The organism is Reichenbachiella versicolor, assembly GCF_003171675.1.
GTDB lineage: Bacteria > Bacteroidota > Bacteroidia > Cytophagales > Cyclobacteriaceae > Reichenbachiella > Reichenbachiella versicolor.
This window is the reverse complement of record NZ_QFZQ01000002.1, coordinates 683808-698652: the sequence shown is the minus strand read 5'-3', so window position 1 is coordinate 698652 and position 14845 is coordinate 683808. Positions and strand designations below refer to the sequence as shown.

1 protein-coding gene is annotated in these 14845 nt (G+C 39.3%); it reads right to left on the bottom strand.

Annotation, left to right across the window (positions count from 1 at the left end; genetic code table 11):
- Window positions 1–266: 266 nt before the first annotated feature.
- The gene (locus DKG80_RS07600; RefSeq protein WP_109830713.1) at window positions 267–14132 is read right to left on the bottom strand and encodes a DUF2341 domain-containing protein; all 13866 of its coding nucleotides are present in this window, start codon (window positions 14130–14132) and stop codon (window positions 267–269) included.
- Between the last annotated feature and the right edge of the window lie 713 nt (window positions 14133–14845).

Below are 14845 nucleotides of genomic sequence, written 5' to 3'. Positions count from 1 at the left end.
CGCAAGATTAAGAGGTATTTGATCCTAAGGGCCTGAAATTAGTTGGTTATTGACTATTATTTAGATGAATTAGTACTATACTTAGATGAATGAATCATTTTCTTCGATGAATGAAAAAGTATTTGTTTTTTGAATTTTGTTTTACTCAGTGATACCCTGATTTTTGATGTAAGGGTATCACTGAGTCTGCAATTAAACGTAAAATCTACTCTTGGATAGAGCTTTAAGACCTCATAGAAGCACGAGGTCTCTTATCGATAATTTATTTACCTTATAATCAACCTTAGATATTCAGTTACTCCGGCTTGCTTTACTAGTACTTGATAAATTCCTGATGGTATTCTTAGATTTGTTCGAATATTTATAGTGCTATTGTATTCCATTAAGTTATACGATTCTTTGAAGACCGTATTTCCTTGCAAATTGATTATGCTTATAAGAACTGGAGATTCTTTATCGATGCTTGAAATACTGACATTGATATTAGAACTATTAGTTGGATTAGGGAAAAGTGAAATATTAACATCATTTTCTCCCAGAGTCTTATGAACGGCAATAGCTGGATAGATTTTGTATTCGCCGTCAAAGTCGAATTGAACTAATCTATAATAGCTGACACCAAATACAGGACTGTAATCTGTATAACTATATTGAATCTTACTGTCGCTATTACCATTTCCATTTACTGATCCGATGATTTCATATTCAATACCATCTACTGATCTTTCAATTTCAAAATGGCTATTATCTACTTCAGCTATTGTGGCCCAATTAAGATCTACGTTTCCGTTAAATAATTCAGCATTGAAATAAAGTAATTCTACTGGTAATGTAACTGGGTCAGATTCACCTGTGTGATCAGAGAAAGATGTGTGACCATCATAGGTCAGTAAGTTGGATGCTGGTGTAACAGATCCACCAATCGCATCTCCAGATGAAGAAAATTTCCGTGCACTTAATAATGACTCAATACCTTCCACATCAATATCTTGGTAATTGTATGAAACATTATAATCTAAGGCTCCTGTTATTCCTTCGTTATTCAATGACCAATATCTGGTTATGTAATTAGTTTCAGTAATATTAGTATGTCTGGTATCTCTCAAATTAATAGTTACCGCTGAAGAACTAAGGTTTCCTGAAACTAGCGTAAATCTGAATGGAGAGTATTCATCTGTGTCACCAATAGGAAAGAAGTATTCAGTACTTAATGCTGTAATAGCATGTCTCAAAACTCCGACGTTGTCAGCGACGATGTAAGAGGTCTCATCACCACCAGAAATTGAGCCTGTACTCTGAATATTCAAACTGCTGATGTTAAGATTAATGTTACCTTGAGTCATTGTCAATGTGTTTTCAACAGAAACTTCAGAGTTTAGCGTAGCTATAGTTGAAGCATCTTTTGAGACTGTGAGGTTATAGAAAGTTTCTCCTCCATTAGTATTTATACTTTGACTGTTACCAGCAGATAAAATCACCGAACCTGCTCTAGCATCAAAAACTCCATCACTTAACCAATTTCCTTCTAATGTAATAGTATAATTACTTGTGGTTACATCTAAGGTTACACTCGGATCTCTTATGATTAAATCCTCTTGAACGGTGATTGGACCAAGTAAGAATTTGTTACCAGCATTGTCTAGTTCAAGATTGGCATAAGTAGTTTCTGTTACGCATTGATCAATTCCGGCTTCATAAGAAACAGTACTTCCAGAAGGAGCATTTAGTACTCCGCCAGGTTCTATTGTGATGCAACCTACATTGAAACTTAACTTGTAAGTTGATAGGTTCAGTGTACCTGTATTTTCAATAATAACCGTTCCTACTTCTGAGTCAGCATCTAATGTTACAGTAGTTCCAGATGATATTCTTACAGTTTCATTTGGGCCAGGAACACGGTTTGTACTCCATGTGCTAGCTACATTCCACAGGCCAGTAACATCAGAAGTAGTTTTGATTAAGGTAAAGATCATATAGTCACCTTTATTGATCACTACATTATCTACTCCAACATTATCTCCTGTGGTAGGTGACATAGTATAAACTCTGCCTACAGTACTAAAGTCACCGTCAGCATCTAGCATGATAGCCCAAGTAAGGCCATTTTCAGGTGGGGCAGGTAATGCAGTCGTATCAATTTCAATACTTACAGTTCCTACATTGCCTGTCATATCATATCTCCATTGTTTAGTAGTTCTCCAAGTACTGTTATCAGGTATTTCCACTCCAACTCCATTACTATTGTCCCAAGCATCTGAGCCATCATTATGCGCTACTATTAAGTATTCGCCATTACCAAGATCGTTTGGGTTGCTAATGGTAAAGAAACTTTCAGTAGTAGCAGAAACATGGAAGTTATCCGCATCTTCTCTTCCGATCCCAATAGAGTTGCCATAATAGTCTTTATTGGCAGTACCGTCATCATATTCATACCTATCAAGACCTCCGATGCTAATACCGTAAGTCGTAGATAAGTAATTCATCATGATGGTTCTTTGCGCACTATTAAGTGATTGATTAAACATTATCACTTCTGCGATATCACCTCTAAATCCATTCGAAACATTTCCTGCTGCATCGATACCTAATCTTCTTGCACCATTGATTTCAGTAGGCGTATAAGTTACACTAGCTGCTGTGGTTCCGTTAATGGTTATTTCAGCATTGCTACTTCCACTTTCTAAGTTGATTTGAACAATCGAAGGTGTCGTACCAGTATTGACAGTAGAACCCTGCCAGCCATTTTGGTCTTGGAATGCCCCACTAGTATTTTCTAAACCTATTGTCAATTCATCATTTGCATCAAACACAACTTGATCAGCCGTACCGTCAGATTCAAATACGAAGAACATGTCATAATCACTCACACCACTACTGAGCACTGTGGATTCTAAATATTGAGCAGCAGTAAATGTTACAGTTGTTTCTCCATTGAAATTCAAATTGTTAGTGGTAGCAGATGGAGATGTACCTCCCGAGAAGTTATTGCTATTTCCAGAAATATCTGTCCATGTTCCACTAGAGAAGTTTTCTCCTGTCAGCCAAAGTATATTGTCAGCAGAGTTTCCAATACCAGCTGGTCCTGTTCCAGCAGAAATATCATCATCTGTAATCGTTAACGTATGAGTCTGATTACTACCAAGACTCGCATTGGATGGACTTGAAATCGTAATAGTGAGTGTTTCGGCTGCTTCTACTGCCAAATCATTAACAATCGTAGCAAGTATGTTTTCAGCATCATCTCCTGCGTTGATAGTAAGAATTCCATCAGCCAAAGTATAATCCAGCCCATCTGATGCTGTTCCAGGAGTTACAGAATAGTTGACAGTTACATCAGTAGCAGAGCTTGTACTTAGCTCTACTTCGATACTCGCCGTGCCAGCCGATTCTCCTACCTGAGAACTTGTTTCAGCAAATTGAACTTCTACAGGAGTGTCATCATTGATTAGCTCTACGGTATATTCAGTGATTGCTCCTAAATCCGCATTTACTGGATTGACTAACCTTATAGTGATAGTTTCATCTAATTCATAATCGCTATCGGCATTCGGAATGATGTCAAATGAAGCAGTAGTTTGCCCAGGCGAACCTGCTGTGAAAGTAATTGTATTAGTAGATAATGTAAAATCATCACCTTCTATTGCATCACTGCTACCCGTTACTACTTCTAGATCTACTGTTGTAGGATTATCATCGTCGTCGGTGTTGATACTTAGATTGACAGTATGGTTACCTGCGTCTTCATTTGGGTTAGCTGCAGCAGCAGCTAAATCAAATGTTACAGTTCTACTTTCAGGGTTGTCATCGTCATGTATAGTATAAGTATGCTCTGTTTGACCACCCAATGAAACGTTTGATGATGGTGTCGTCAAAGTAATTATTATAGTCTCGTCAGATTCTTCGTCAGTGTCATTAATAATACCTGGAATAACATTGGCTGATGTTTGACCTTCAGCGATGGTAAGAGTTCCAGAAGTAAGTAAATAATCAACGTTATTGTTGCCAGCAGAACCTCCTGTAGCCGCATAATTAACGGTTACATTTTCACCCATCACAAAGTTTAGAGAAACTTCAATATTGGGGTTGGTGTCAGATTCGCTGCCACTTGAAGAAGTCAAGTTAAACTGAATCACAGGCTGTCCAACACCTATTGTAACAAACATGCCATCTGATATGGTAACATCATCTGTTACATGAAATCCAAAATCAGGTGAGTACTCTACTTGGTAAGTCGTAGCTCCTGTTCTAAAATCTCCATCGTCATCTGTCCAAACTATATATTGATCGTATCCAGTAGGAGGAGTAGGAAGTTTAGTCGTGTCTATTTTTATGACAATGGTTCCAGGACTTCCCGTTTGATCTAATCTCCATTCTCTAGCTAATCTTCTTACATTAGAACCATTGTCCGGAGCTTCTATAGTAGTCCAACTAGTCTTATCTCCATTGTCATGTCCAGTGAATACATATTCCCCATCCTGTAAATCACTTGCACCACTGATTATTAACAAGCTATCTGACATGGATTGTAAATGTTGTCCATCAGACTCTTGACCGATTCCTATCACATCAAAGCCAAATGTTCCATCATAGCTATAGAAATCATCGGTAATTGTAATGTCATATTTGGAAGACAAATAGTTTTCGATAATATTTTGTTGGGCGGAGTTAATGGGTTTATTATAGATGATGAACTCAGAGATATTTCCATCATAATCACTTGTAGATTCGCCAGTGTATCTGCTACCAACACTAAAATTATTATCTAATGCCATGACACTAAAGTTGGCATCTTGAGCTACAAACGCACCATTTCTATTGACTACTGCTGTGTTGGTTGCCTCATTATCAAACACCCAAGTCGTAATGTTAGCGGCAGAACTTCCATTAGTGGTAATTGCATTCGTACCACCATAGTGATATAAGTAATCATCTGATTGGTTCAATCTGAAGTCTCCGACAGCAGCAGTATTAGTTTCTGCGAGATAAGTTCCGCTGGATTGTTCCGCTACTGTAATAAATGAATAGTTTGCTAGAGAGTTACTAAATGTTGAAGGAGCTCTAAATCCATCTACGGAACCTGTGATTTCAATAGTTCCATGGTTATTTATCCCTGTAGCGCTATATGTCGGATTCGTAGAAATAGCAGTAAAGTCGTGACTATTACCAGATCGATCAACCCAAGTACCGACCGTACTACCATCTGCTGGACTTGCAGCTCCTTTGCCATTGATATTTTCAGCATCTAACCATAGGATGTTATTTACTGCAGAACCAACACCTCCCGGCCCATAGAATCCAAAATCCGCATCATTGTCTACTAGAGTAATAGTATGCGTAGGTGTGCCAGTTACAGATGCTCCTGTAGCACCACTTATCTCAATGATGATTGTTTCCGCAGACTCCTCTTCACTATCGTCAGTTAAAGCAACGTTGATAGAGCCAATCTGATTTCCAGCAGTGATGGTAATAGTACCATCTGCTAAAGCATAGTCAGTACCAGAACCTGTAGCAGATCCACCTGTAGCACTGTAGTTAACTTGAACATCTTGGCCTGAAGGTGAAGATAGCTCAACAACAACTCGAGCAATACTACCCCCTTCGTCTATAGTAGTAGTAAGGTCTTGAAAATCTACAGAGACAGTTGATTCATTATCTTGGATAGTATATGTATACACTTCATTAGTTCCAATATTGGCATTTCCTGGCGAAGAAAGACTAATTTCTATCGTCTCATCTGCTTCACTTAATACGTCGTCTAGTATTGTGAAATCAAAAGTAGTACTTGAGGTACCAGCTGCAATTCTAACAGTATCGGCAACTAGTGTGAAATCCGGAGCAGGCGACGATTCTGCAGTACCGCCTGTAACGGATAGATATGCTTTCGTTTCATTTACGCCATCAATTTGAGCTGGATCTTCTAGCTCAATAGTTAAGGATACATTAGCAACACTTTCGTCTGCTGAAGAGGAGGCAGAGGCAAAATGAATCTTACGAGTATTATCATTATCGTTGATAGTATATGTATGCTCATTATCTTCACCAAATCTAAATCCAGAAGGCGCATTGGTTAATTCAATAATTATGGTCTCATCTTCTTCCGCATCCGAATCATCAATTATACCAAGAGGAAAACTAGCAGTAGTTTGTCCTGCTAATATTTGTATTTGATCCGTAGCAGCTGCAGAATAATCATCACTTCCTCCAGTAGCTGTACCACCAGTGATATTGTAATCAAAGGTAATGTCAGAGTTGAAGGCATAGTTAAGGTTGACACTAACGTTAAGGGAGTTCGATTCAACATCATTGGAGCTAGCTACATCGAATGATATAGTTCTGATAATCATGCCTACAGCTAAATAATCTCCAGATGCCACTGGAACTTCTGCTGCTTTGTATTGACCATCTACAAAAGTCGTTTGATATACAGTGGCTCCATCGGTAAAATCTCCGTCAGCATCAACAAATAATACATAATCCTGATATCCCGTAATAGGGGTTGGGAGTAAATCAGTATCAAGCGCGATAGTGATTGTTCCTGGAGTTCCCGTTGTATCAATTCTCCATTCTCTGGAAACTCTTCTGATACTGTCTCCCACAGGGGTGTCAGTTGTTACCCAGTTACTAATGCTAGCATTGTCATGACCAAACAGTACATAATCTCCATTGCCCAATGTACTGGCATTGCTTATGGTAATAACTCCAGCCTCAGCAGCTACATGGTTATCAGTGGAAGAAACCTGACCAATACCCGCTACTTCGTTTCCATGAGTGTTGTCAAATACGTACTTGTCATTTTCAATTGTTAATCCATATTTAGCTGCTAGGTAGTTTTGAATAATATCAGCTTGTGTATCGAAGACGGGTCGAGTAAACATGATGACTTCAGCAATATCACCTTGAAAGTTATCTGTTTCTGTTCGTCCAAGGTAGAAATTAAAATTCGAGTGATTAGTGAAGTTATTAGAAGTACTTGAAGGCCCAGCTGATAGGATCACTTCATTGTTTCTCCATACATTTTGAGAATCTGCTGTAACTCTATGTACGAATATATTGTGCTCTCCATTCGCCCACGAAGTAGGGTAGTTGGTACTCAATACATCTCCAGCATGATCGAATCTAACGTCGTCAGATCCATTCGGAATAGCGGCAGTGATATTGGTTCCAGACAATGCCCCAGAGGAGTTAGTGGCAGTAGTATAAGCACTTGATTGCTGATTAAGGTTGTCCGTTCTTGTCACAATGAAGAAAGTGGCTTCATTGTATGGGAATGTAGAAGCAGCAAGTACTTGGTCTGACTCTAATACATCATTTACATTGCCGAAACTAATTTCAGCATGTCCGTTTACAGCGTTGTCTACCCGTGTTGGTTGTGTGCCTATAGGTGCGAAATCAAGACCTGCAACCGAAATGATTGCATTATTCCAAGCTGTCACATTTCCACCTGTAGCTGCTGCAGAGTCAGCTGCTAACCATAATTTCAAAGTTTTAGAACCATCTACTTCACCAACTCCTCCAGGTCCATTAAAGCCAAGGTCGTCATTGTCATTGATGGTCATTGTATGACTTGTGACACCACCTAGAGTCGCATTGCTAGGATTACTAAGGTTAATCACTATATCTTCTAATACTTCAATCTCAGCATCATCGATTAAGTTTATGATAATATTACCAGTTAGACTTCCAGCAGGTATTGTTACAGTGTTCAATGGGGACGTGGCAGGAACTAAGTAATCGTCTCCAAGAGTAGCAGCAGGAGTTCCGCCTGTTACTGCGAATTCCACTGTAACATCATTACCAGATTCATCAGATATTTGTACACCAATTGTGACAGCGGGGCTTCCTTCATTGACACTTGAAATGGCGTCTACAAATTCAATGGTAGGTGCTAAATCATCATCAGTTATAGTGAAACTTGCATTGCTAGTTGTTCCTAGCTTAGTATTGGATGAAGGATTACTTAATTCAACAGTAAAAGTTTCATCTTCCTCGTCTTGAAGGTCATTGATGATATCAAAGGTGAATGAAGAGGTTCGACTTCCCGCCGGAATTGTGATTTCAGCAGGAGTAAGAGCAAAATCACTGCCAATTAAAGCAGTACCACTTGCTTGATCTCCAAAATCAATAGTTGTTGCTTGTGTTTCATCAATTGGATCGATTCTGACATTGACAGTGACTTCACCGATAGTTTCATCTAAAGTTAAAGCGAAAGTAGTGTCTTGATCAGCAGCTACAGTTACAAATGCACTAGGGTTGCTTTGGTTATTAAATTCCGTGGTGATCCAATCAGCTGATCTTGCTGTGTTGGATACTCTGACTTCATCAATGTCACCAGTTATTGATCGAGCAATAGCAGCTCCTGATGATCTTGACCCTATGGTGAAGCTTACGTTTGGTGAGATGTCGTTTCCGATCGTACCAACCGATTGAGTAGTTGTATTATTAGTATTTGCGTCAACATATGCCTGTCCACTTGCACCATCCCAAGTCACTACTAAATAATGCCAACTGTCATCATTAATGGCGTCATTGTCCCTTATGTATTCTCTATTTCCTGCATTGTCACCTTGCCATCCAATCAATCCGTTTCCAGTACTTATGTACAAATCATATCCGTGACTATTGGCATTGTCATCTACTATTCCTGCTATAGTTTTTCCTGAATCGGTGCCTTTATACCACGCCGAAATGGTATAAGAGTCTGTTCTGTCAAAGGATAGGAGGGAAACGTCCGCTACTTTTACATTGCTGCTACCATCAAATGAAGCGGCTCTACCAATAATACCGTCAGTGTCGTTTGCACCCTGATCCACACCATCTAGGTTATTTGCAGTCCCGTCTTCATAATTGTCGCTTCCCATGTGCCACACTGCTTGGTAATTACTATTCCATGTGGTAGTACTTGATTGATCAAACATGATCGCTGAATTACCATAGAACATAGTTATTTCTACATCAGTAGTGCTGAGTGTTGGGATTTTAACCCAAGCAACCACTTCACCAGTAGTAGGGATATAGTAATCTAAGTGATGGTCTAACCAACTTCCAGATAAAGAATCATAAAATGCAATGTCATATCCATTATCATTTTGAACATTACCACCATTGGCTACAGTACGAAGATCATTGTTTGTAAAGCTTATCAGGACAGGGAAGTCAGTATGTGATCCAGTTACCTCTGATCCATTGATCGTCAACTGTCTAGAATAATCAAAGAAATCTAGATTGACAGATCTAACATTATCATCATCATTGATGGTATACGTGAATACATTGTTTGTACCTAATACTGTTCCTGAAGGAGCTGCACCTAGTGTAACGATAATGGTTTCATCAGATTCTTCTACAGTCTCATCTATAATTCCTAGATCGATGGTTTTAGTAGTGTTCTCAGCAGAAATAGTAAATGTACCACTCGCAATTGTATAGTCAGATCCGCCAGTTGCTGTTCCTGATATGGTATAAGGAATACTTATGTCTTGAGCTGACCTTAAGGATATACTTAGAGATATTGTATTATTGACATTTTCAAAATCTTGAAAACTATTTCCTACAAATTCAATCGTTCTAATGTGAGTACCGACAGTGAAATATGTTCCGCTATTTAATATGACGTCATTGGCAATGTACTCTCCATCTACCAAAGTGATTGGATAAACTGTGGCATTTGACCAGTCTATTCCATCTTCATCTGTGATCAATACATAGTCACTATATCCACTAGGTAAAGAAGGTAATTCAGTATCGGCGATAATAATAGACGCCGTACCAGGAGTGCCGGTAACATCAGATCGCCATTCACGATCTATTCTTTGAAGGTTGCTGAATGAAGAAGGTATATCTGAAGTGTTCCAAGCTGTAATGTCTTCATTGTCATGCCCAAATATGATCCATTCGTCATCATCCAATTGAGAAGGGTTTCCTACGGTTACGACACTTGATTTGGCGGCTACATGGAATTCACCTCCCGTTTGTCCAATACCAGCAACATCCACTGCATGACTTGCTTGAAAATCATATAAGTCATTAGAAATAGTAAGGTCATACTTGGCTGCTAGGTAGTTGTTAATTATGATTCTTTGAGCATCATTCACAGGACTAGTGTAAAGCATGAATTCTACAATGTCGCCTTCAAAGTGATTCCCACTCCAAGATTGCCCTAACGTGAAGTAGTTGTTGATATGGCCGGTGAAATTAGATGTGCCAGCTCTAGGCCCTCCAATTAATTCATTGTTTCTATAAGCAGACTTGCCATCATCACTACTCGCTATATATGAAAAAATACCATATTCACCTACCCAGTCAGCTTGATAGGCTCCGCTTATTCTTGCTGTGCTTCCACAGCATGTACCGATATCATAGTACCATATTCCGTTCCATGGTAGGTGAGATGAAAACCTAACTGTAGCTACATTTCCTGTTTGAGATGTTGACGTTCCGTATGTATCACTTAGTTGAGACATGTTATCATGTCTTGTTACTACAAAAGTAGTGGCTTCATTATAAGGGAATGTGGAGGCACTTAAAGTAGAGTTAGTAGCCAATTGATCCTGAACATCATTAAAGCTAATCTCTGCGTGTCCATTTAGTGTACCTGTTCCCGCATAGTCTACAAAGTTTGGATCGCTAGCAGGGGTGATCATGTCATACTCTGTGATTCCTACTAAGTTTTTAAGTTCGGTGACATTAGAGCCTGTTACAGTAGCGGAATCAGCAACATACCACATGGTCAAAGACCCAGAGCCATCTTTATAACCGACACCAGCAGGTCCATCGATCCCTTGATTGTCATTGTCATTGATATTGATAGACAGTTGATCAAAAGAACTATTTAAGGTAGCATTGATAGGGTTGGATAGATCGATGGTTAGACTCTCTTGAGTTTCTATCTCGTTATCTTCAATTACATTAAAGGATATAGTCGCGGAAGTACTGTCGGCTGGGATTGTTAAGGTCCCTGAAGAATGAATATAATCTACTCCGCTAGTGGCTGTACCTGCTGTGACTGTGTAGTCTACAGTTATATTTTGTCCAGATGCTGCGTTTAGTTCTACGGTATAGCTGATCAAGTTAGCCCCTTCGTTGACAGATATAGATGTTTGACTAAATGATATTTCAGGGACAGCATCATCATCCGTAATCGTGAATTCAAGCTCATTGGATGACCCTAACGACACATTGTCTACAGAGCTTGGGTTTGATAGTGCAATTATTACATTTTCATTGGCTTCACTTGTAGCGTCATTGTTTAGATCGGCAGTGATTACTGTAAACGAAGTATTAGCTAAAATAGTAGCTACTCCATCAGCTAAAACGAAGTCAGTTCCTTCTATAGCAGAACCTCCAGTGACAGAATAGTTGACCGTCACATCGTTCGTTACTGTATTAGTTAGTGCGATTACGAAGCTAACTGTATCTGTACTTTCTAAGATGGCTAAGCCACTATTAGCAACTTCTGTATCAAAGGTCACCAAGGTGCCATTGTCATTCATGTTGTTGTACTCAGTCTTAATCCATTCGCCAGAAAGTAAACCTCTTACGACTCTTACTTCATCGACAGTTCCAGAAAGATATTGAGTTTTGCCGCCGCCATTAACTCTACTACCTATCGTAAAGTTGGTGCCGGGGTTAGTGTCAGATCCTGTTGATAAATTATCATTAGATATAGATCCAAATGTAGAAGCATCACCATCTTTATAGATTGTGACACCAGACGCGTTGGTCGAGCCATCATATACCATGGTGATTAAGTGCCAAGCGTCATCATTGACATTTTCTGTTGCGTTTGCTCTGATTCCTTCTGGTGAGCTCAAAAAAGCTTCTCCTAATAGAAAGGAAAGGTTTCCAGAGAAATATCTTAAAGCATATCCCTTAGCATTATCTGCCTGATTCATCATGGACATAAAGTCTCCTGAAGTGTCTGTACCCTTATACCAAACTGATAACGTAATACTCTCTGATGGACCGAATACAAGTGAAGCATTATTGACGACTTCCAAATCGTCATTGGAGCCATCCAAAGCCAGTCCATTCCCTATTTTACCACTTGCGTAACTAGCACCTCCGTTAATTGTTCCATTATTTCCGTTCGAAGTACCATCATTAGCATTTTCAAGGTGGTATACCGCTTCCCATTCGTTTCCAAATACACTAGTGGACGATGGGTCAGTGGCGCCACTTTTTCCATAGTACATTTCTAGTTTGGTATCCACAGTAGCAGATAGGAGGGGAAGTTTTACCCAAGCTAAATATATGTCGTTAGTTTCATCATATAGTTCTATTTGATGATCCAACCATTCGATGTCATTTTCATATGTAAAGCGAATATCATATCCATTCGCACTTTGTACATCTCCCTCTATTTCTAGAAAGTCAGCACCATCCACCTTGATGAGAACTGGGAAATTCTCAAGATCGGAGGAACCATCCACCATATCTTTATCAATAGTGATTGTTTTTTTGAAGGCGTATTCGAGAGGAGTATCGAATTGAACGGAAGTAGTCGCTGCATCTGAGTTATAAATAGTATAAGTGCTGACATTTGATCCTATTGTTCCGTGAGATTGAGAACCTCCTGTCAAGGTCAGAATAATTGTTTCATCTGATTCAAACCCGTCACTATTGTTGATAGTGAAATCCACTGTATTACTGGATGTATTACCAGCCGAAATTGTAAATGTTCCACTTCCAGTAGCTTCATCAGCTGTGCCACCAGTAGTATAGTTGACAGTGATATTAGCATCGACTACATAATCTATATTCACTTGGAATGAAGCAGGAGTAACTGTTTCAAATCCAGAAAATGCAGTTTGAACGAAATTGATTTCAGGTTTGTACGCTCCAATGGTTATAAATTGGCCGTCTGTTAAAGAGACACCCGTTGCATTGTACACTCCACCGCTAAAAGTAAGGGGATAAGAAGTTGCTCCAGTGCTGAAATCACCATCATCATCCACCCATAAAGTGTAAAAGTCAAAGTCAGCGTTGAAGGCTGGTAATGAGGTAGGGTCTATTGAAATAGTAACTGTTCCTACATCATTGGTTTTATTGATCCGCCATTCTCTAGCAAGTCTTTCAAGGTTTGGATCTCCATTAATTTGTTCATCAGTAGTCCATGTCGTGGCATCGGCTCCGTCATGTCCAAAGAACAACCAGTCTCCATCCGAAAGAGCAGAAGGTGAATTGATACCTAAAATACCATCAGAATAAGAAGATACATGTGTGTCCGTCCCAGATTGTCCAATACCTGCGACATCATAAAAGTGAACATTATCAAATGCAAAGAAATCATCGGTCAAATCACTGATCCCAAATTTGGAAGCCAAATAGTTGTTGGCAACAATTAGCTCTGCATCGTTAAGTGCTCTATTGAAAATAACAACCTCTCCAATATGTCCAGCAAATTCTTCATCTGCCTGGCGCCCCACTAACACGTCAACATATTCTTGTATCGTTCCATTATATGTTACTTGAGCATTCGCTAATGATCCATTAGCAAATTGAGATAAGGTAGAAACTCCGTCTGCATGTACTGTGATTATGTTTGGGTCTCTACTTATTAAATCTACCGTAGATGTGTTACTAAAGCTTTGGTAGGAACCATTAGACTGAATGACTCTTCCCCATAAGTCTCTATCATTTTGAACCCAAATACCAATCGACTTGTCACCTGGGGTAGTACTACCTGCGTTGCCATTATCATAAGCTACCATTACTCCGACATTATTCACAAAGTCTGCAGTAGCTAAAACAACCATGACAGTTGCTTCTGAAGGGTCGTCATTGATATCTTGAACCACATAACCATCAGTGCCTCCCGGATAATCACCATCGAAGATCAGTCCTGGGTAACCATTGAAAAAGGCTATTGTCGAATCCAGTGGTACTCCGTCCGTATTTTCATCAGAATCATTTGTGACTCCATTGTGACCATGACCACTGGCGTCTTGCCAAGTTTCAACAGTCTCACCATTTAATGCGGGGTTATTGGAACCGTTTAACATACCTTCTGGTTTTAGCCAAAGTTGAAGGTTGGAGGTTCCATCTGATGAACCTACGCCTCCCGGCCCAGTTTGGGCATAGAGGTTGAAACTAAATAGTACCGTTACTAATAATAAGGTGTATAAATTTCTCATCCTGGTAAAGGTTGTTATAACTGTCTACGGGCAAAATAGATATTGAATTCAAAGCTAAATGATCTAAAGTGCTCATTTAATGGGACTTTTCTCTAAATTCTACATTAAGCTAATCACTTATGACAAGATAAAAAATCTATAGCTGGGCTAGTTTTACCTTTGATACAGAGCTGGTCTTGATTAGATGACTTGCTTCTTACCTTGGATGAATGGTTGCAAACTTTCGACGGGTAACAGAGTGAAGATTCTATGGTGTGTTTCTGAATTAGGTGAAACACTTAGGTTTTGTAAGGAAATCACTTAGTACAGTGGATGCTAGGAGAGGGGTTAAGTAACAAAGAGTCAATCCAAAGCAGGACTAAATCCTAGCCTGTCTACTGCACATAGGATTATGTACATCTTTGTAATGTACAATTAGGACTAACGAGTAAGATTGTAAACTCATATCAGTATTAGTGTAAAACCTGTCAACTTTTTTTAGGATACTTCACAGATCTTTAGGCATTGTGTGCAGTGAGTCAAGATGCCTGTGCAGATCTTTCGGTATTGTGTGCAGTGAGTCAAGATACCTGTGCAGACCTTTAGGCATTTTGTGCAGTGAGTCAAGGTATCTGTGCAGTCCTTTAGGTATAGCATGCAGAGTGTCAAGATGCCTGTGCAGACCTTTAAGTATTCTGTGCAGAGAATAGAGATATCTGTGCAGTCCTTTAGGC